Raw genomic sequence first — 19,596 nt, forward strand, 5'->3', positions numbered from 1 at the left:
CGTCGAGTGCTGTCAACAGTCTTGCGCTCTTCCGCGATTGCCGCCTACGCTCTCGTTGTACGGAAATTAACTTCCGCATTGTGGAAGGATTGCTCATGCGGTTCGACGTCAACCTCTCGATCCTGTTCACCGAGCTGCCGCTGCTCGACCGACCCGCCGCCGCCCGCGCCGCCGGGTTCGACGCGGTGGAGTTCTGGTGGCCCTTCGCGACCGCCCAGCCGGACGAGCGCGAGGTCGCGGAGTTCGTCGGCGCGATCACCGCCGCGGGCGTGCGGCTCGTCGGCCTCAACTTCTTCGCGGGCGACCTGCCGGGCGGCGACCGCGGCCTGGTGTCGTGGCCGGGCCGGGAAGGCGAGTTCAAGGCGAGCGTCGACATCGCGATCGGCATCGCCCGTGAGACGGGCTGCCGGGCGTTCAACGCCTTGTACGGCAACCGGATCGAGGGCGTGGACCCCGCGGAGCAGGACGCGCTGGCGTTGTGGAACCTCGCGTTCGCCGCCGACGCGGCCGCCGCGATCGACGCGACCGTGCTGCTGGAGCCGGTCAGCGCGATCCCCGCCTACCCGCTGCTCACGGCGGCCGACGCGCTCGCCGTCGTCGACCGGCTCGGCAAGCCCAACGTGGCGCTGCTGGCCGACCTCTACCACCTCGCCGTCAACGGCGACGACCTCGACGCCGTGATCGCCGAGCACACCGCGCGGATCGGCCACGTGCAGATCGCCGACGCCCCCGGCCGCGGCGAACCGGGTTCCGGCGAGCTGGAACTGCCACGACTGCTCGCCCGGCTCGACGCCAACGGCTACCAGGGGTTCGTCGGCGCGGAGTACCAGCCGACCGGCCCCAGCGCCGCCAGCTTCGGCTGGCTGACCAGGGAGGAAGACCAGTGACCACCATCGGGTTCATCGGCCTCGGCATCATGGGCTCGCCCATGTCCGGGCACCTCGTCGCGGCCGGGCACGCCGTGACCGGCTTCGACCTCAGCGCCGACTCGGTCGCGAAGCTCGTCGCGGCGGGCGGCACGGCGGCGGCGAGCGTCGCCGACGCGGTGGCGGGCGCGGGCGTCGTGATCACCATGCTGCCGAACCACCCGCAGGTCGAGGACGTCGTCCTCGGCGAAGGCGGTGTGCTGGAACTGGCGGCCCCCGGAACGCTGCTGATCGACATGAGCACGATCCGGCCGGAGACCTCGGTGGCCGTGGCGAAAGCCGCTGCCGCCAAGGGGATCCGGGTGCTGGACGCGCCGGTGTCCGGCGGTGAGGCCGGGGCCAGGCAGGCGTCGCTGTCCATCATGGTCGGCGGTGAGGAAGCGGACTTCGCGGCGGCCCGGCCGGTGCTGGACGCGGTCGGCAAGACCGTCGTCCACGTCGGACCGCACGGCGCGGGCCAGGTCGTGAAAGCGGCCAACCAGCTGATGGTCGGCGGCATCTACGCGCTCGTCGCGGAGGCCATCGTGCTGCTGGAGGCGTCCGGTGTGGACGCCAAGGCGGGCCTCGACGTGCTCGCGGGCGGCTTGGCCGCCAACCGGATCCTGGACCTCAAGCGGGACAGCATGATCGCCCGCGAGTTCGCTCCCGGCTTCCGGATCGACCTGCACCACAAGGACATGGGCATCGCGCTGGCCGCGGCCCGGCAGGTCGACGTCGCACTTCCGGTGACGGGGCTGATCGCCCAGCTCATCGCGGCGGGACGGGCGCAGGGGTACGGCTCCCTCGACCACTCCGCCCTGCTCAAGGTCGTCGAGAACCTCTCCGGGAGGGCGTAATGCCGAAGATCCCCGTCATGCAGGCCGTCGTCGAGGTCCTCAAGTCCGAGGGCGTCGACACCGTGTTCGGCTGCCCCGGCGCCGCGATTCTGCCGTTCTACAAGGCGATGGAACTAGACGGCACGATCGAGCACCTGATCGTGCGGCACGAGGAGGGCGCGACGCACATGGCCGACGGCTGGTCGCGCACGACCGGCAACGTCGGCGTCGCCATCGGCACGTCCGGTCCCGCGGGCACGAACATGATCACCGGGCTGTACACCGCGCAGGCCGACTCGGTGCCGATCCTGTGCATCACCGGCCAGGCGGTGTCCACCAAGCTGCACCAAGAGGCGTTCCAGGCGGTCGACATCGTCGAGATCGCCAAGCCGGTCACCAAGTGGGCGGTGCAGGTGAAGGAGGCCGCGCAAGCGCCGTGGATCTTCCGCGAGGCGTTCCGGATCGCCCGTTCGGGACGGCCGGGCCCGGTGCTGATCGACCTGCCCGTGGACGTGCAGAAGCAGGAGATCGAGTGGGACTCCACGATCGACGCGCCCTTGCCCGTCACGCGGGCGGTGCCGCACGGTCCACGGGTCGAGCGCGCGCTGGAGTTGTTGCTGGCGGCCGAGAAGCCGCTGCTGCTCGCGGGCGGCGGCGTGATCCTCGGCGAGGCGCACCAGGAGCTGCTGGAGCTGGCCGAGTACCTCCAGGTGCCGATCCAGGCGACCCTGATGGGCAAGGGCGCGATCGACGAGGACCACCCGCTGTACGCGGGCATGACCGGCATCCAGACCTCGCAGCGCTACGGCAACGCGTCCTTCCTGGAGTCGGACCTGGTGCTGGCGCTGGGCGCGCGGTTCGGCGACCGGCACACCGGCGACCTGGACACCTACCGGGGCTCGCGGACGTTCATCCACGTGGACTCCGAGCCCACGCAGATCGGCCGCGTCTTCGGGCCGGACCTCGGGATCGTCGCCGACACGAAGCTGTTCCTGCGCGCGATCGTCGACCTCGCGCGCTCCCGTGACGCCGGTCGCGCGGCGGGGGAGTGGGTCGCGCGCGTCCAGGAGTTGAAGGCGACCCTGACGCGGCGCGAGGACTTCCCGAACGTGCCGGTCAAGGCGCCCAGGGTGTTCAAGGAGATCAACGAGTACTACGGACCCGACACCTACTTCGTCACGGCGATCGGGCTGTACCAGATCTGGTCCGGGCAGCACCAGAAGGCGCACAAGCCGCGGCACTACCAGGTGTGCGGGCAGGCCGGACCGCTCGGCTGGGAGATCCCGGCGGCCATCGGCGTGAAGAAGGCGTTGAAGCGCACCGATCCCGGAGCCGAGGTCGTCGGGATCGTCGGCGACTACTCGTTCCAGTTCCTCGTGGAGGAACTCGCCGTCGGAGCGCAGTACGACGTGCCGTTCGTGCTGATCATGCTCAACAACGAGTACCTGGGCCTGATCCGGATGGCCGAGGACCACGGCGGTTACGACATGAAGTACGAGGTCGACATCCACTACGACGTCAACGGCTCCGACAACGTCAAGATCATGGAGGCCTACGGCTGCTCCGGCCTCCGCGTCACCGAGCCCGAGCGGATCCGCGAGTCGCTGGAGTGGGCGCGCAAGGAGGCCGACCGCACCAGCCGCCCCGTGCTCGTCGAGATCATGATCGAACGCGAGGGCAACACGGCCAACGGCGTCTCCATCGCCGCCGTGCGCGAGTTCGAGCCGGTGCCGTGACCGGTCACGTCCTGGTGGCGCCGGACAAGTTCAAGGGATCGCTCACCGCCCCGCGGGTCGCCGACGCCGTGGCGCGCGGCCTGCGGGAGGCGGTCCCCGGCCTGGACGTGCGCTGCCTGCCGGTGGCCGACGGCGGTGACGGCACGGTCGACGCCGCCATCGCCGCCGGGTTCACCCGCGTCGGCCGGTGGGTCACGGGTCCCGTCGGCAAACCCGTTGCCGCCTCCTTCGCGGTGCGCGGCGACACCGCCGTCGTGGAGGTCGCGGCGGCGTCCGGACTGGCCGGGCTCCGCCCGTTGGCGCCCCTGACGGCGACCAGTCGCGGCACCGGCGAACTCCTGCGCAGCGCGCTGGACGTCGGCTGCACGCGGATCGTGCTCGGCGTCGGCGGCAGCGCGTGCACCGACGGCGGGCGCGGCATGGTGGAGGCGTTGGAGGGCTACGACTTCGCCAGCATCGACGTGGTGCTCGCGAGCGACGTGGACAACCCGCTGCTGGGCCCGACCGGCGCGGCGGCGGTGTACGGGCCCCAGAAGGGCGCTTCGGCGGCCGACGTCGAGGTGCTCGAGGAACGCCTGCGCGCCTGGGCGGACGAGGTGGGCCACGAGTTCGCCGACACCCCCGGCGCGGGCGCGGCGGGCGGCATCGGCTTCGCCGCCCTCGCCCTGCTGGGCGCGCGCCGACGACCGGGCATCGAGGTGGTGCTCGACCTGATCGGCTTCGCCGACGCCCTGCCCGGCGCCCGGCTGGTGATCACCGGCGAGGGCTCGCTGGACGCCCAGACCCGGCACGGCAAGGCCCCGGCGGGCGTGGCGGCGGCGTCCGGCGGCGTGCCGGTGGTCGCCGTGGCGGGCCGGTGCGAGGTCGAACCGGCCGACCTCGGCCTGACGTGCGCCTACGCCCTGCTGGACGTCGAACCGGACGTGACCCGCTGCTTCGCCGAGCCCGAACGGCTGCTGGCCGAACTTGCCGGTCGCATCGCGGGGGACTGGCTGGAAGAGTGAGCCGCATGACCTTCGACCTGGTGTTCCGCGCTCGCAGAGTGGTCACGCCGGACGGTGAGATCGAGACCGCCGTCGGCGTGCGGGACGGTCGCGTCGTGGCGATCGAGCCCGCACTGGACGGCGACCGCGTGATCGCGCTGGCCGACGACGAGGTGCTGCTGCCGGGGCTCGTGGACACGCACGTGCACGTCAACGACCCCGGCCGCAGCGAGTGGGAGGGCTTCGAGACCGCGACCCTGGCCGCGGCGGCGGGCGGCGTGACGACGATCGTCGACATGCCGCTCAACAGCCTGCCGCCGACGGTCAACGTGGCCGCGCTGGAGGTCAAGCGCAAGACCGCGCGCGGGCGCGTGCACACCGACGTGGGCTTCTGGGGCGGCATCATCCCCGGCAACCTGCCCGACCTGCGCGGCCTGCACGACGCGGGCGTGTTCGGCTTCAAGTGCTTCCTGCTGCACTCCGGCGTGGACGAGTTCCCGCAGGTCCAGCCCGCCGAGTTCACGGCGGCCTTGGAGGAGTTGGGGTCGTTCGACGCGCTGGCGATCGTGCACGCGGAGGACGCGCACACCGTCACCGACTCGCTGCCGGACTACGCGGGCTTCCTCGCCTCCCGCCCGCCCGCCGCGGAGACGATCGCCATCGAGCAGGTGATCGAGACCGCCCGCCGGACCGGCGCGCGCGCCCACGTCCTGCACCTCTCCAATGCGGGCGCGCTACCGGTCATCGCCGCGGCCAAGCGCGACGGCGTGCGCCTCACCGTCGAGACCTGCCCGCACTACCTGACGTTCACCGCCGAGGAGATCGGCGACACCGCGACGCAGTTCAAGTGCTGCCCCCCGATCCGCGAGGCGGCCAACCGCGAGGGCCTGTGGCGCGGCCTCGCGGACGGCACGATCGACCTCATCGCCAGCGACCACTCCCCGTGCACCCCGGACCTGAAGGCAGGCGACTTCGCCACCGCGTGGGGCGGCATCGCCAGCCTCCAACTGGGCCTGCCCGCGGTGTGGACCCAGGCCAGACAACGCGGCCACGCCCTGACCGACGTGGTCCGCTGGATGGCCTCGGCCCCGGCCGACCAGGTCGGCCTGACCACCAAGGGCCGCATCGCCGTGGGCGGCGACGCCGACTTCTGCGTGTTCGCCCCGGACGACGCCTTCGTCGTCGACCGCACGAAACTCCGCCACCGCAACCCCGTCACCCCCTACCACGGCCGCCCGCTCGCGGGCGTCGTGCGCCAGACGTGGTTGCACGGCCAGGAAATCACCGGAACCACCCCTCGCGGGCGGTTGCTGACCAGAGGAGACGCATGACGGACGTGCCCGGCTGGACGAGGCTCCCCGACCTGGCTTCCCGCGCGGTGGGCGGGAGCGTGGTGTGGGCCAACGACGAGTTCTTCGCCGAGCGCGAGAACCTGATCAGGCCGACCGAGCCCGTCTACCAGACCTACACCTTCGGCCACAAAGGCCAGGTGTACGACGGCTGGGAGACGCGCAGGCGGCGAACACCGGGCAACGACCAGGCGGTCGTCCGCCTCGGCCTGCCGGGCGTGGTGCGCGGCGTGGTGGTCGACACCGCGTTCTTCACCGGCAACTACCCCCCGCACGGGTCGGTGGAGGCCACCTCAGTCGAGGGCTACCCGTCCCCGGACGAGCTGGCGGCGGCCGACTGGGAGGTGCTCGTCCCCAAGTCCCCGTTGGGGGGCAACCGGAAGCACTACTTCGACGTCACCGCCGAGCGCCGCTACACCCACGTCCGCCTGACCATGCACCCGGACGGCGGCGTGGCCCGGCTGCGGGTGTTCGGCGACCCGGTCGCCGATCCGCGGTTCCTCGTCGCGGGGGCGCTGGACCTGGCGGCGCTGGAGAACGGCGCGTCGATCACCGACTGCAGCAACATGTTCTACAGCTCGCCCAGCAACCTCATCGCCCCCGGCCAGGCCGGTCTGATGGGCGAGGGCTGGGAGACCTCGCGCCGCCGTGACGACGGCAACGACTGGGTCGTGGTGAAGCTCGCGGAAGCGGGCACGGTCACGATGGCCGAGCTGGACACCAGCCACTTCCTCGGCAACGCCCCCGGCTGGGCCTCCGTGCTCGGCTGCGACGCCCGCAAGGACGCCGACACCTGGTTCGAGCTGCTGCCCCGCACCCGCCTGCAACCCGACACCCGCCACCGCTTCCGGCTGCCCGGCGACACCGAGGTCACCCACGCCCGGCTGGACATCTTCCCCGACGGCGGCATGGCCCGGCTGCGGCTCTTCGGCGCGCTCACCGCGAGCGGCCACGAAGCCCTGACCCGCCGGTGGCTGGACCTCCTGCCCGAGTCGCACGCCCGGCTGGTCGCCGAGTAGGGCCGTTTGGCCGGATCGCCGATCGGGCCGCCGCCGTCCTCGGACCGGCGCGGCTCGTCGGCCGTCCCGGCCGCGGTAAACCGGTCGCGCCCGGAAGCGGGCCGCGGGCAGGATGCCGATCGTGTACGAGGTGCGCGCCGACTACGACGCCGACACGATCGTCGTCTACCAGGCCTACGCGGACCGGATCGCCGATCCGGCGCTGCGGGCGGGCCGGTTCGTGCCGCCGTTCTCCTCCGGCCGGATGACGTGGATCAAGCCGTCGTACCGGTGGCTGCTGCATCGCAGCAACTTCGGCCGCAAGCCGGGCCAGGAGCGGATCCTGGCCGTGCGCATCACCCGCGCGGGCTGGGAGGAAGCGCTCGCCGCGGGCGCGTTGACCAGCGGTGACCAGGCCGTGCTCGCGCGGGCCGACGTGCACGTCCAGTGGGATCCGGAGCGGTCGCTGCGCGGGGCGGCGCTCAACGAGTACAGCATCCAGGTCGGCCTCGGCCGCGGCGTGATCCGCTCCTACGTGGAGGAGTGGACCGTCGGCATCACCGACCTGACCGAGCGGACCCGCAGGATCGCCGACCTGCTCCGGTCCGGGAAAACCGCGCAGGCGCGGTGTTTGCTGCCCCCGGAACGCCTCTATCCCGCAGATCCCGTCCGGCGTCATCAGCCTCGGGGGTGAGATCGCCTTCCGACCTCAGGCGGATGTGAGGTCGGTCGCCCCGCTGCCAGCCTCGGGCCGTCCACCGGTCCTCCGGTGGGCGGACAGGACCGAGGGAGGAACCTGTGCGATCGATCATCAGGGCGTTCGGGGCCGTCGTGGTCTCCGGGACGCTGCTACTGGGGTCCGGCACAGCCGGAGCGGCACCCGACCGGAACACGGACGTCCAAGGGGCCGTCGGCTCCATCGCCTGGTCACCGTGCGAAGAAGTCCCCGACGTGGAATGCGGCAAGCTCAGCCTGCCGATCGACTGGAGCAAGCCCCGCGGCGAGAAGTTCGACCTCGCCGTGGCCCGCCGCAAGGCCACCGACCCGGCCAAGCGCGTCGGCGTCATGCTCATCAACCCCGGTGGCCCCGGCGGTTCCGGCGTGAACTTCGCCTTCAGCGCCAACACCTACTTCAGTCCGGAGGTGCGGGCCCGCTTCGACATCATCGGCTTCGACCCGCGCGGCGTGGCCCGCAGCCAGCCGGTGAAGTGCTCGCGGGAACTGCTGACCGCGCAACCGTCGCTGTTCCCCAAGAACCAGGCCGAGTTCGACACCCTCAAGGCGTACAACGAGTCCCTGGTCAAGGACTGCCGCGCCAAGAGCGGCCCCATCTTCGACCACGCCGACACCATCGCCGTCACCGACGACATGGACGCCATCCGCCGCTCGCTCGGCGAGCAGAAGATCAACTACTACGGCATCTCCTACGGCACGATCATGGGCCAGCAGTACGCCGAGCGCTACGGCAGCCGCATTCGCGCCATGGTGATCGACAGCAACATGGACCACAGCCTCGACGCCAAGGCCTTCCACGCCACCGAGGCCGCCACCGCCGAGGACTCGTTCCGCGAGTTCGTGAAGTGGTGCGACCGCACCGAGTCGTGCGCGCTGCACGGCCGTGACGTCGCCGCCTACTGGGACGACCTGCTCGCCAAGGCCGACCGCGGCGAGCTCAAGGACCCCGACGACCCGACCCGCCCGGTGACCGCCGACGAGATCACCGGCACCGCGTTCAGCGTCTTCTACGGTCCCGCGTGGAGCTACCTGGCCGACTGGCTCGTCGCGCTGGGCACCGGCGTCCCGGCCCCCACCGCGTTCGGGTCCGCCGCCGACGAGGTCGCGTCGAACCCGTTCCCCGCCGTCTTCTGCCAGGACTTCCAGTTCCGCGTCAAGGACTACCGCGAGCTGAACGGCCTGATCACCGAGGCCAGGCGCCTCGCGCCGCACATGCGCAGCTCCCGGCTCGGCCACTACGCCGTGGCCGGCTGCATCGGGTTCCCGGCGAAGGCCAACAACCCGCAGCACCGGCTCCGCATCACCGCGGGCCCGAAGATCCTCATGCTCAACGCCCTGCACGACCCCGCGACCGCGTACGCGTGGGCGGCCAACGCCCACCGGCAGAGCCGCGACAAGACCGTGCTGCTGACGTACGAGGGCTGGGGCCACGGTGCCTACGACCGCTCGGACTGCACGCGGGGCACGTCCGACAGCTACCTCGTCGACCTGACCGTGCCGCGCGACGGGATCCGCTGTGCGGCCGTAGAACCGGCCGAGACCCCTGCGGCGGACGCCAGGTCCGCGGTCCCGTCGAAGGTGCTGCCGGCGGGCCCGAAGCCGGGCCTGCCCGGCTGGCAGGGCTGACGTGACGCGGGAGGGCGACCGACCATCTCCGGTCGCCCTCCCGCTTTGGTGACCATCGCGCTCACCGTCGACCCGCACGGCGTTCCGGATCACGTGCTCGCTATCGGTAATCCCCACCGGGGTCGCATAACATCGTTACCTCGGGTGTTCACCAAGGTCATCCAGCCTCGAAAGTGCCTCGGGAAAACACCTGAACAGATCAACGTCACCAGCGCACAGTCACGGCCGGAAATCCAGGTTCGTGACCGGAACTTGTCCGATAAAGTGCGCGAAACCCATCCGTAACACCAGCACCTTCACAGTTCACCTGCGCGAAACCTTCGGCGCAACCAGCCGAAACAGGACACTTCGATGCTCCCTGCAACCGACATGCAGTGGAGGTCGACGTGGATACAGGGGACACCGCCTGGGTGCTGACCAGTGCCGCACTGGTGCTGTTGATGACACCGGGACTTGCCTTCTTCTACGGGGGCATGGTCCGTTCGAAGAGTGTGCTCAACATGATGATGATGAGCCTGGGCGCCATGGGCGTCGTGGGTGTCCTCTGGGTGCTGTTCGGGTACTCCACGGCATTCGGCTCCGACGTCGGCGGCGGCCTCGTCGGCAAACCGTTCGAGTACTTCGCGCTCGACGGCCTGCTGGGCAAGGAGTCCTTGTTCGGCACCATCCCGAGCACCGTGTTCGTCGCCTTCCAGGCGATGTTCGCGATCATCACCGTGGCGCTGATCTCGGGCGCCATCGCCGACCGCGCCCGCTTCGGCCCGTGGCTGCTGTTCGCGGGCCTCTGGGCCACGATCGTGTACTTCCCGGTCGCGCACTGGGTGTTCGACTTCGACGTCAAGGACGCCGACGGCAACGTCACGAGCGCCGGTGGCTGGATCGCCAACAAGCTCCTCGCGATCGACTTCGCCGGTGGTACGGCCGTCCACATCAACGCCGGTGCCGCGGGTCTCGCGCTGGCGATCGTGCTGGGCAAGCGCGTCGGCTGGCCCAAGGACCGGATGAAGCCGCACAGCCTCCCGCTGGTCGTGCTCGGCGCCGGTCTCCTGTGGTTCGGCTGGTTCGGCTTCAACGCGGGTTCCGCGCTGGCCGCCAACACCACCGCAGGCGTCACCTTCATCAACACCACCGTCGCCACCTGCGCCGCCATGCTCGCCTGGCTGCTCGTGGAGCGCATCCGCGACGGCCACGCCACCACCCTCGGCGCGGCGTCCGGCGTGGTCGCGGGCCTGGTCGCCATCACCCCGTCGTGCTCGTCGGTCACGCCGCTGGGCGCCATCGCGATCGGCCTGATCACCGGCGCGCTCTGCGCGCTGGCGGTCAGCCTGAAGTTCCGCTTCGGCTTCGACGACTCGCTCGACGTCGTCGGCGTGCACCTCGTCGGTGGTCTGTCCGGCACGATCCTGATCGGCTTCTTCGCCAGCAAGTCCGCCCCTGCGGGCATCGACGGCCTGTTCTACGGTGGCGGCGTCGACCAGCTGTGGCGCCAGGTCGTCGGCGCCCTCGCGGTCCTCGTGTACTCGTTCGTCCTCTCGCTGGCGCTCGGCTACCTGGTCAAGTTCACCGTCGGCTTCCGGGCCGACGAGGAGGCCGAGGTGAGCGGCATCGACGAGGCCGAGCACGCGGAGACCGCGTACGAGTTCGGCGGCTTCTCCGGTTCGCGCGGAGCGGGCAAGGTCAGTGCGGCCGCGGGCGCGTCCGCGGTTCTCGAGGGGAGCAAGTCGTGAAGCTGGTCACCGCGATCATCAAGCCGTTCACCCTCGACGACGTCAAGGCGTCGTTGGAGCAGCTCGGCGTGCTGGGCATGACGGTCAGCGAAGTGCAGGGCTACGGCAGGCAGAAGGGCCACACCGAGGTCTACCGCGGCGCCGAGTACGCCGTCGACTTCGTGCCCAAGCTGCGCATCGAGGTCCTGATCGACGACGCCGCCGTGGAGAAGGTGCTGGACGCGGTCGTCGAGGCCGCCCGCACCGGCAAGATCGGTGACGGCAAGGTCTGGGTCACGCCGGTCGAGACGGTCATCCGGGTCCGCACTGGGGAGCGCGGGTCGGACGCACTGTAGGAACGATGAAGTCCGAGACGGGGCATGCGGGAGCGTCATCCGCATGCCCCTTCCGGCCTATTACGGGGAAAGAGGCCTGATGGACGGCGTCTCGGCCGAGGCGAACCCTGGTGCGGAGATCGTGACCGCCGACGACCTGGTGAAGGCCCGCGACAGACTGCTGGCCCCCGGTCGCAAGCGTCTCACCGGGGAACTCCTCCGCGAAGCTCTGGTCGACCTGCACGAGTTCTGGCTGACCGCGCACGCCGCGAGCGCCGGGGTCACGGGTCCCGGCATGGCGCTGGTCGCCGTCGGCGGGCTGGGGCGAAGAGAACTGGTGCCCTACTCCGACCTCGACCTGGTCCTCGTCCACAACGGGCACAAGGGGATCGACGCGATCGCCGACAAGCTCTGGTACCCGCTGTGGAACTCCGGCGTGGGCCTGGACCACTCCGTGCGCACGGTCGGCGAGGGCCTGCGCGTGGCGGCGGGCGATCTGCGGACCGCGCTCGGCCTGCTCGACGTCCGGCACCTCGCGGGTGATCCCGAGGTGTCCCAACGACTCGCGGAGAGCGCGCGCCAGGCGTGGCGCTCGAACGTCCGCACCCGGCTCGACGAGATGGCCGAGTCCGCGCAGCGCCGGTGGGCGCGCAGCGGCGAGATCGCGCACCGCGTCGAACCGGACCTCAAGCACGGCCGCGGAGGTCTGCGCGACATCACGCTGCTCGACGCGCTGTCGGTCGCCCAGCTCACCGACCGGGCGTCGGTCGAGGTCAACGACGCCCGCAGGCTGCTGCTGGACGTGCGCACCGAGCTGCGCCGCGTCGCCCGCAAGCCCAGGGACGTGCTGCGCGCCCAGGACGGCGACGAGGTCGCGTCCGCGCTCGGCCTCACGGACCGGTTCGCGCTGGCCCGCGCCCTGTCGTCGGCCGCGCGCACGGTCGTCTACGCCGTGGACGTGGCCATGCGCACGGCCCGTGCCGCGGCCCCGAAGCGCGGGCTCGGCGCGTTCGCCCGGTCACCGCTGCGGCGCTCGCCCGCCCGTCGTCCGCTGGACGAGGGCGTGGTGCTGCACGGCTCCGAGGTCGCGCTGGCCCGCGACGCCATGCCCAACCGCGATCCCGCACTGCTGCTGCGGGTCGCCACGGCCGCCGCGCGCAGCAAGCACCCGATCGCCGCGGGCACGCTGTCGCGGCTCGCCGACTCCGCACCGGAACTGCGCCAGCCGTGGCCGAGGGAGGCCCGCGAGGAGCTGCTGGCCCTGCTGGGCAGCGGCGCCGGGCTCATCGACGTCGTGGAGGCGCTGGACCGCACCGGGCTCTGGGGCAGGCTCTTCCCGGAGTGGGGCGCGGTCCGCGACCTGCCGCCGCGCGACGCCGCGCACATGTGGACCGTCGACCGGCACCTCGTGCAGGCCACCGCGCACGCCGCGCGGCTGGCGACCACGGTGTCCCGGCCGGACCTGCTGCTGCTCGGCGCGCTCGTGCACGACATCGGCAAGGGGCGGCAGGCCGACCACTCCGAGGTCGGGGCCGCGCTCGCGACCCAGATCGGCGAACGGCTCGGCCTGTGGCCGCAGGACGTGGTGACGCTGACCTCGATGGTCCGCCACCACCTGCTGCTGCCGCACACCGCGACCCGCCGCGACGTCGAGGACGAGGCGACCGTGCACCGCGTCGTCGACACCCTCGGCGGCGACCCGGTGCTGCTGGAACTGCTGCACGCGCTGGCGGAAGCCGACTCGTTGGCCACCGGTCCCGGCGTGTGGACGGACTGGAAGGCCTCGCTCATCGCGGACCTGGTCCGCCGCTGCCGGACCGCGATGGCGGGCGACCCGCTGCCCGACCCGGAGCCGTTGGACGACGAGCAGGTCGAGCTGGCGGCCAAGGTCGCCTCCTCCGGCAGGCCGGACGTGCTGATCACGCCCGTCGACGGCGCGGCGCTGGTCACGATGGCCGCGCCGGACCGGCCCGGCGTGCTGTCGCGCGCCGCGGGCGTGCTGGCGCTGAACTCCCTGGAGGTGCACGCGGCCACGCTGCGGGCGCAGGAGGGGGTCGCGGTCGACGCGTTCACCGTGTCGCCGCGGTTCGGCTCGCTGCCGGACGTGACGCTGCTGCGCGAGCAGTTCTCCAGGGCCGTGGACGGGTCGCTGGCGCTGGCGGACAAGCTCGCCGCCAAGGAACGCGACTACGGGGGCCCGCCGCAGGACCCGCCGCCCGCGAAGGTGCTGTGGTTCGACGACGAGGCCACCGGCGCGGTCGTGCTGGAACTGCGCGCGGCCGACCGGATCGGGCTGCTGCACCACGTCGCCGACGCGCTGGAGCAGTGCGGCGTCGACATCCTCTGGGCCCGCGTCGCCACCCTCGGCGGCACGGTCGTGGACTCGTTCAGCCTGGCCACGGACGGCGACGCGCTGGACTCGGCGCTGCGCAAGAAGGTCGAGAGGCTGGTGCTCGCGGCGTCCCGGTGAAGTCGCGTAGGACTACGCACAACCGATCCGGGTGCTCACGCTCCCGCCCCTCCGCGCCGCCCGGCAGGCTGTGACCGGCGGCCCGAGGGGGGTGCGGGCCGCGTGGGGAGGGGCGGCCCGTCGAGGGGTTGGGCCGCCCCTCGACTTCGGATGAACCGGACTAGTAGGACGAACGTCCTCCTACTATGGAGTCGATGACTGCCGTCGCGGTTCGGCCACGTTCCCTCGTTGTCCTGGCCGGCCTGCCGGGGGCGGGCAAGAGCACCCTGTTGGCGCGCCTCGATCCGGGGGAAGCGCCGGTCGTGGTGCTCGACTCCGACCAGGTGCGTCCCCAGTTGCGCGCCGTGCTCCCCGCTGGCCTGCCCTACCGCTACTACCGCCCCCTGGTGCACCTGGTGCACCGGCTGAGGGTCCTGCGCCACGCCTTGGGCCGCACCGGTCTGCTCGTCGTCCACGAGCCGTCGACCAGGCCGACGACCAGGGCGTGGCTCGTGCTGATCGGCGTCCTCACCGGCCGCCACCGGCAGTTCCTCTGGCTCGACGCCACGCCGGAGGAGGCCATGGCGGGCCAGGTCGAACGCGGCCGCCTGGTGCGCGGCACGTCGTTCGCCCGGCACGTCCGGCGCGCGGCGTGGCTGCGCGACCGGTTCGCCGAGGGCTGGGTGCCGCGCGGCTGGCACGCGCTGACCGTGCTGACCCGGCGGGACCGGGTGCGGCTGTCCGTGACACCCGACTGATCCGGTGCGGCTACGCTGGTCGTTGCTCTATCCGACGACGTGCGAGGTCTGGCGGCACCGTGTTCAACACCCTTTCCGACCGGCTCACCTCGGTCCTGCAGAACCTGCGGGGCAAGGGGCGGCTGTCCGAGGCCGACATCGACGCCACCTGCCGCGAGATCAGGGTGGCGCTGCTCGAGGCCGACGTCGCACTGCTCGTGGTGCGGACGTTCATCGCGAAGATCAAGGAGCGCGCCAAGGGCGCGGAGGTCTCCGGCGCGCTGAACCCGGCCCAGCAGGTCATCAAGATCGTCAACGAAGAGCTGGTCGGCATCCTGGGTGGTGAGACCCGCAGGCTGAACCTGGCGAAGAACCCGCCGACCGTGATCATGCTCGCCGGCCTCCAGGGCGCGGGCAAGACGACCCTCGCGGGCAAGCTCGCGAAGTGGCTGAAGACCCAGGGCCACACGCCGATGCTCGTGGCCTGCGACCTCCAGCGCCCGAACGCGGTCACGCAGCTCCAGGTCGTCGGCGAGCGAGCGGGCGTGCCCGTGTACGCCCCCGAGCCCGGCAACGGCGTGGGCAACCCGGTGGACGTGGCCCGCCGAGGGATCGAGGAAGCCCGGCGCGCGCAGCACGACATCGTGCTCGTCGACACCGCCGGCCGCCTCGGCATCGACGCGGAGCTGATGCAGCAGGCCAAGGACATCCGCGACGCGGTCCAGCCCGAAGAGGTCCTGTTCGTCGTCGACGCGATGGTCGGCCAGGACGCGGTCAACACCGCGCAGGCCTTCGCCGACGGCGTCGGCTTCACCGGCGTGGTGCTGACGAAGCTCGACGGCGACGCCCGCGGTGGTGCCGCGCTGAGCGTCCGCGAGGTGACCGGCCAGCCGATCCTCTTCGCGTCCAACGGCGAGAAGCTCGAAGATTTCGACGTCTTCCACCCCGACCGGATGGCCAGCCGCATCCTCGGGATGGGCGACATGCTGACCCTGATCGAGCAGGCCGAGCAGGCCTTCGACCAGGAGAAGGCCGAGGTCGCGGCGCAGAAGATGGGGTCCGGCCAGCTCACGCTGGAGGACTTCCTGGAGCAGATGCTCGCCATCCGCAAGATGGGCCCCATCGCGAACCTGCTCGGCATGCTGCCGGGCGCGGGCCAGATGAAGGACCAGCTCGCGATGCTGGACGAGAAGCACCTCGACCGCGTGCAGGCCATCATCCGCGGCATGACGCCCGCCGAGCGCGACGACCCGAAGATCATCAACGCTTCCCGCCGTCTGCGCATCGCGAACGGCTCCGGCGTGAAGGTGAGCGACGTCAACGACCTCGTGAACCGCTTCTTCGACGCCCGCAAGATGATGTCGCAGATGGCCGGCCGCTTCGGCATGCCCGGTGGCAACAAGACGAACCGCAAGGGCAAGAAGGGGAAGAAGGGCAAGGGCAGCGGCCGCGGCCCGACCCAGCCCAAGATCAAGGGCGGCTTCCCCGGCATGTTCCCCGGCGGCATGCCGGGCCTGCCCCCCGGCGGCGGCGCACCGGAGTTGCCTCCGGGTCTCGGCGGCCTGAACGACCTGCCGCCCGGCTTCGACCCGTCGAAGTTCAAGTTCGACAAATGAGCGGTCTCCACCTGAGGGGCGTCGTCCTCCCGGACGGCGACCAGCGCGACCTGTGGGTGGTCAACGGCCGCATCCGCGACCGCGAGGTCCCCGGCGCCCGCACCGTCGTGGACGGCGGCTACCTGCTGCCCGGCCTGGTCGACGCCCACTGCCACGTGGGCATCGGCATGAAGGGCCCGGTCGACCTGACCGAGGCCGCGGAGCAGGCCGTGATCGACCGCGACGCGGGCACCCTGCTCCTCCGCGACTGCGGCGCCCCCCTGGACACCCGCCCGCTCCAGGAGCGCCTGGACCTCCCCAGGATCATCCGCGCGGGCAGGCACCTGTCCCGCCCCAAGCGCTACATCCCGTACCTGGGCACGGACGTCGAGGACCCGGCAGACCTCCCCGCCGCCGTGGCCGAGCAGGCCGCCTACGGCGACGGCTGGGTGAAGCTCGTGGGTGACTGGATCGACCGCTCCCAGGGCGACCTGGCCCCCCTGTGGTCCGACGACGTCCTCACCGAGGCGATCAAGGTCGCCCACGAGGCAGGCGCGAAGGTCACCGCCCACGTCTTCGGCGAGGACGCCCTGCCGGGCTTGCTCAGGGCGGGCATCGACTGCATCGAACACGGCACGGGCTTGACGGACGACACCATCGCCCTCATGGCCACCTCGGGTGCCGCCCTAGTGCCAACCTTGGTCAACATCGAGACCTTCCCCGGCATCGCCGCGAAGGCCGAGAAGTACCCGACCTACGCCACCCACATGCGCTCCCTCCACGCAGGCGTGGGAACCACGGTGGCCAAGGCCATCGAAGCGGGCATCCCCGTCTACGCGGGCACGGACGCGGGCGGCGGCATCGCCCACGGCCTCATCGTCGACGAGATCGAGGCCCTCCACCGCGTAGGCATGACCACGGAACAGGCCATCGCAGCGGCCTCCTGGTCGGCACGAACCTGGCTCGGCTACCCCAACCTCACCGAGGGCTCAGCAGCCGACATCGTGGTCTACGACACCGACCCCCGCACCGACCTCAACGCCCTCCGCCACCCGAAGCTGATCATGCTCCGGGGCCGCATCCACTAGCGGACCGGGGAAGCTCCGCCATGAGTTTCCCCGGCTTCGCGGTCCGCGCCCCTGCGCCCATCCCTCGTGCGCGCAAGGGGAATCCGACGCTGCCCGCGATCACCGACGAGATCGACTTCTCGACCCCGACGCCTCCATCCGGGTTGACCTGTTCGGTACCCGCGCCCAAGCCCCAGTACGTTCGTACAAGTGGAGGAACCAACCCCCGAACGCGCGCACTGGGCGTTCGCCGCCTTCTTCACCGGCTTGGCCGGCTACTACCTGTCCACCCTCGTCGTCACGGCCCTCACCGCCGACCGCTTCGAGCAGTTCGACGTCACCAGCCCTCCCGTGCTGGGTCCGTTGCTGCTCCTGCTCTTCCTCCCCAACGTCCTCCTGGGCGCGGGCCCCGCCGTGGTCTCGCGCCTCAAGGCCAACGGTCCGACCGTCGACTTCGGCCTCAAGCCCACGGTCCGCGACGTCAAGGTCGGCCTCGCCTGTGGTGGCCTGTCCCTGCTGCTCGCCTGGATCGTCGGCGTGGTCCTCCTCAGCGTCCGCCGCGACACCGCCGACACCCGATCCGCCCTGGAGGACATCGGCCTCCTCTCCGGCGGAAAATCCGTCTGGCTGGCGGTCGCCGCCCTCTTCGTGTTCGTCGGCGCCCCCATCACCGAGGAACTCCTCACCAGGGGCGCGCTCTGGAAAGCCCTGGAGCACTACAAGATCCCGCGCTTCACCATCCTCGCCCTCACCGCGTTGATCTTCGCGTTCCTGCACGAGGAGTCCTGGCGCACGATCGGCCTCTTCGCCCAGGGCCTGGCCATCGGCTCGGCGCGGATGATCACCGGGCGCACGTCGTCCAGCATGGTGGCGCACGCCACGAACAACCTGCTCCCGGCGGTGTACCTGTACGTCGGCGCCTCCTGATTAGGGTGATGTCCCGTGAACCCACCGCTCGAACCCCCACCTCAGGGCCTGCTGGCCAGCGTCCGCGCGGTGAGCCGTGAGCCGGAGCCGCGACGGGAGGGGCAGCGCTGGGGTTTCGGCGCGTTCCTGCTCGTGGAGGCCGTTTTCATCCTGAGCGCGGTGTTCATCACCGCCATCGCCAGCACGTCCGGCACGGACCTCTCCAGCTCGGTGACGTTCGTGCTGGTCGGCTCGATGGTGCCGACCGTCCTGGCGGCGGTCGCGGCCATCGTGATCACGCACGTCCGCGGCAACGGCCCGCTGATCGACCTGCGCCTCGGCTGGAACTGGGCGGACGTGAAGGTCGGGCTCAAGCTCGGCGCGCTGGGCATCCTGCTGACCTACGTGGCCGCCATGGTGTGGGCGCGGGTCGTCGGCGACCAGAACGCCACGTCGGCGATCGGCGAGCTCGTGGACGGCAAGTCGCTGCCGGTGTCCGCGGCCGTCGTGATGTTCCTCTACGTGTGCTTCCTCGGCCCGGTGTGCGAGGAGTTGATCTACCGCGGCCTGCTGTGGGGCGCGATCGAGCGGCAGGGCTGGAGCCGCTGGGCGGCGTTCCTGCTCACCACGGTGATCTTCGCCGCCAGCCACCTCGAACCGCTGCGCACGTCGTTGCTGATCGTCATCGCGCTGCCCATCGGCATCGCCCGGCTGATCACCCGAAGGCTCACCGCCAGCGTGGTGGCGCACGTGATCAACAACTTCCTGCCCGGCCTCACGTTCCTGCTCATCGCACTGGGGGTCATGCCGTCGTGATCGACCTCAACAGCGACCTCGGCGAGGGGTTCGGCGTCTGGCGGCTCGGCGACGACACCGCGCTGCTCGACGTCGTCACCAGCGCGAACGTCGCCTGCGGCTTCCACGCGGGCGACCCGTCGACCATGCGCCGCGTCTGCCGCGAGGCCGCCGAGCGCGGCGTCGCCGTCGGCGCGCAGGTGTCCTACCGCGACCTCGCCGGGTTCGGTCGCCGGTTCATCGACGTCGACCCGCTCGAACTCGCCGACGAGGTGCTCTACCAGGTCGGCGCGCTCGACGCGTGCGCCCGAGCGACGGGCACGGCCGTCACGTACGTCAAGCCGCACGGCGCGCTGTACAACGCCGCCGTGCACCACGAAGCGCAGGCCAGGGCCGTCGTGGACGGCGTGCGGGCGTTCGGCGGGCTGCCGGTGCTCGGCCTGCCCGGCTCGCGCCTGCTGGCCGCCGCCGAGGCCGCGGGGCTGCGCGCGGTGCCCGAGGCGTTCGCGGACCGCGGGTACACGCCGGAGGGCACGCTCGTGCCCCGCAAGGACCCCGGCGCGCTGCTCACGGACACCGCGGCGGTCGTCGACCGCGCCCTGCGGCTCGCCGAGGCGGGGGAGCTGGTCGCCGTCGACGGCACCGTGCTCAAGACCGACGCCGCCTCGCTCTGCCTGCACGGGGACACCCCCGGAGCCGTCGAGCACGCCCGCGCGGTGCGGGACTCGTTGACCTCGGCGGGGGTCGATCTGGTGGCTTTCGCCCCACCGATTCGGCCGTAGCGCGGGCCGTCTGGCAGAATGGACTGTTGTTCGCCGAGGCCGGACCCTCTCACCGT

17 protein-coding genes are annotated in these 19,596 nt (G+C 71.5%); all 17 read left to right on the forward strand.

Annotated features, from left to right (window positions below):
* The first annotated feature begins 95 nt into the window (after positions 1-95).
* The gene (locus ACFWW9_RS04630) at positions 96-887 is read left to right on the forward strand and encodes a hydroxypyruvate isomerase family protein (RefSeq protein WP_390371344.1); all 792 of its coding nucleotides are present in this window, start codon (positions 96-98) and stop codon (positions 885-887) included.
* Complete coding sequence (locus ACFWW9_RS04635) at positions 884-1,762, forward strand: 2-hydroxy-3-oxopropionate reductase (protein WP_390371347.1); 879 nt, start codon at positions 884-886, stop codon at positions 1,760-1,762. The genes ACFWW9_RS04630 and ACFWW9_RS04635 overlap by 4 nt, the downstream gene beginning before the upstream one ends.
* Positions 1,763-1,779: 17 nt before the next feature.
* Positions 1,780-3,477, forward strand: a complete 1,698-nt coding sequence (gene gcl, locus ACFWW9_RS04640) for a glyoxylate carboligase (protein ID WP_390371602.1) — start codon at positions 1,780-1,782, stop codon at positions 3,475-3,477.
* Complete coding sequence (locus ACFWW9_RS04645; protein WP_390371350.1) at positions 3,474-4,481, forward strand: glycerate kinase; 1,008 nt, start codon at positions 3,474-3,476, stop codon at positions 4,479-4,481. The genes gcl and ACFWW9_RS04645 overlap by 4 nt, the downstream gene beginning before the upstream one ends.
* Positions 4,482-4,486: 5 nt before the next feature.
* Positions 4,487-5,791 (forward strand): allantoinase AllB, encoded by a 1,305-nt coding sequence (gene allB / locus ACFWW9_RS04650; RefSeq protein WP_390371353.1) that lies wholly within the window; start codon positions 4,487-4,489, stop codon positions 5,789-5,791.
* A complete protein-coding gene (gene alc / locus ACFWW9_RS04655) occupies positions 5,788-6,828 on the forward strand; it encodes an allantoicase (RefSeq protein WP_390371356.1) in 1,041 nt (346 codons plus the stop codon). Before allB ends, alc begins: the two co-directional genes overlap by 4 nt.
* A 112-nt stretch (positions 6,829-6,940) precedes the next feature.
* Positions 6,941-7,501: a DUF4291 domain-containing protein gene (locus tag ACFWW9_RS04660; RefSeq protein WP_390371359.1), complete on the forward strand. Its 561-nt coding sequence runs from the start codon at positions 6,941-6,943 to the stop codon at positions 7,499-7,501.
* Between the two features lie 104 nt (positions 7,502-7,605).
* Positions 7,606-9,168, forward strand: coding sequence for an alpha/beta fold hydrolase (locus tag ACFWW9_RS04665; RefSeq protein ID WP_390371362.1), 1,563 nt, complete (start codon positions 7,606-7,608; stop codon positions 9,166-9,168).
* Positions 9,169-9,554: 386 nt separating this feature from the next.
* Positions 9,555-10,895: an ammonium transporter gene (locus tag ACFWW9_RS04670; RefSeq protein WP_390371364.1), complete on the forward strand. Its 1,341-nt coding sequence runs from the start codon at positions 9,555-9,557 to the stop codon at positions 10,893-10,895.
* On the forward strand, positions 10,892-11,230 hold the full coding sequence (locus ACFWW9_RS04675) for a P-II family nitrogen regulator (RefSeq protein WP_106188043.1): 339 nt from the start codon (positions 10,892-10,894) through the stop codon (positions 11,228-11,230). The genes ACFWW9_RS04670 and ACFWW9_RS04675 overlap by 4 nt, the downstream gene beginning before the upstream one ends.
* A 79-nt stretch (positions 11,231-11,309) precedes the next feature.
* The gene (locus ACFWW9_RS04680) at positions 11,310-13,679 is read left to right on the forward strand and encodes a [protein-PII] uridylyltransferase (RefSeq protein ID WP_390371366.1); all 2,370 of its coding nucleotides are present in this window, start codon (positions 11,310-11,312) and stop codon (positions 13,677-13,679) included.
* Between the two features lie 194 nt (positions 13,680-13,873).
* Positions 13,874-14,416: an AAA family ATPase gene (locus ACFWW9_RS04685; protein WP_390371369.1), complete on the forward strand. Its 543-nt coding sequence runs from the start codon at positions 13,874-13,876 to the stop codon at positions 14,414-14,416.
* 59 nt (positions 14,417-14,475) lie between these two features.
* Complete coding sequence (gene ffh / locus ACFWW9_RS04690) at positions 14,476-16,011, forward strand: signal recognition particle protein (RefSeq protein WP_390371370.1); 1,536 nt, start codon at positions 14,476-14,478, stop codon at positions 16,009-16,011.
* Entirely contained in the window at positions 16,008-17,078 is a 1,071-nt protein-coding gene (locus ACFWW9_RS04695) for an amidohydrolase family protein (RefSeq protein WP_390371373.1), read from the forward strand. The genes ffh and ACFWW9_RS04695 overlap by 4 nt, the downstream gene beginning before the upstream one ends.
* 189 nt (positions 17,079-17,267) lie before the next feature.
* Positions 17,268-17,984: a CPBP family intramembrane glutamic endopeptidase gene (locus ACFWW9_RS04700; RefSeq protein WP_390371375.1), complete on the forward strand. Its 717-nt coding sequence runs from the start codon at positions 17,268-17,270 to the stop codon at positions 17,982-17,984.
* A 15-nt stretch (positions 17,985-17,999) separates the two neighbouring features.
* A complete protein-coding gene (locus ACFWW9_RS04705; RefSeq protein WP_390371376.1) occupies positions 18,000-18,779 on the forward strand; it encodes a CPBP family intramembrane glutamic endopeptidase in 780 nt (259 codons plus the stop codon).
* Entirely contained in the window at positions 18,776-19,540 is a 765-nt protein-coding gene (locus ACFWW9_RS04710) for a LamB/YcsF family protein (protein WP_390371378.1), read from the forward strand. The genes ACFWW9_RS04705 and ACFWW9_RS04710 overlap by 4 nt, the downstream gene beginning before the upstream one ends.
* Positions 19,541-19,596 lie beyond the last annotated feature (56 nt).

Origin of the sequence: Umezawaea sp. NPDC059074 (assembly GCF_042738955.1) — a bacterium.
In the GTDB taxonomy this organism is placed as follows: domain Bacteria; phylum Actinomycetota; class Actinomycetes; order Mycobacteriales; family Pseudonocardiaceae; genus Umezawaea.

Coding starts and splice junctions, on each gene's coding strand:
- ACFWW9_RS04660 (WP_390371359.1), top strand. CDS start 6,941: ATGCCGATCGTGTACGAGGTGCGCGCCGACTACGACGCCGACACGATC.
- ACFWW9_RS04680 (WP_390371366.1), top strand. CDS start 11,310: ATGGACGGCGTCTCGGCCGAGGCGAACCCTGGTGCGGAGATCGTGACC.
- ACFWW9_RS04695 (WP_390371373.1), top strand. CDS start 16,008: ATGAGCGGTCTCCACCTGAGGGGCGTCGTCCTCCCGGACGGCGACCAG.
- gcl (WP_390371602.1), top strand. CDS start 1,780: ATGCAGGCCGTCGTCGAGGTCCTCAAGTCCGAGGGCGTCGACACCGTG.
- ACFWW9_RS04685 (WP_390371369.1), top strand. CDS start 13,874: ATGACTGCCGTCGCGGTTCGGCCACGTTCCCTCGTTGTCCTGGCCGGC.
- alc (WP_390371356.1), top strand. CDS start 5,788: ATGACGGACGTGCCCGGCTGGACGAGGCTCCCCGACCTGGCTTCCCGC.
- ACFWW9_RS04630 (WP_390371344.1), top strand. CDS start 96: ATGCGGTTCGACGTCAACCTCTCGATCCTGTTCACCGAGCTGCCGCTG.
- allB (WP_390371353.1), top strand. CDS start 4,487: ATGACCTTCGACCTGGTGTTCCGCGCTCGCAGAGTGGTCACGCCGGAC.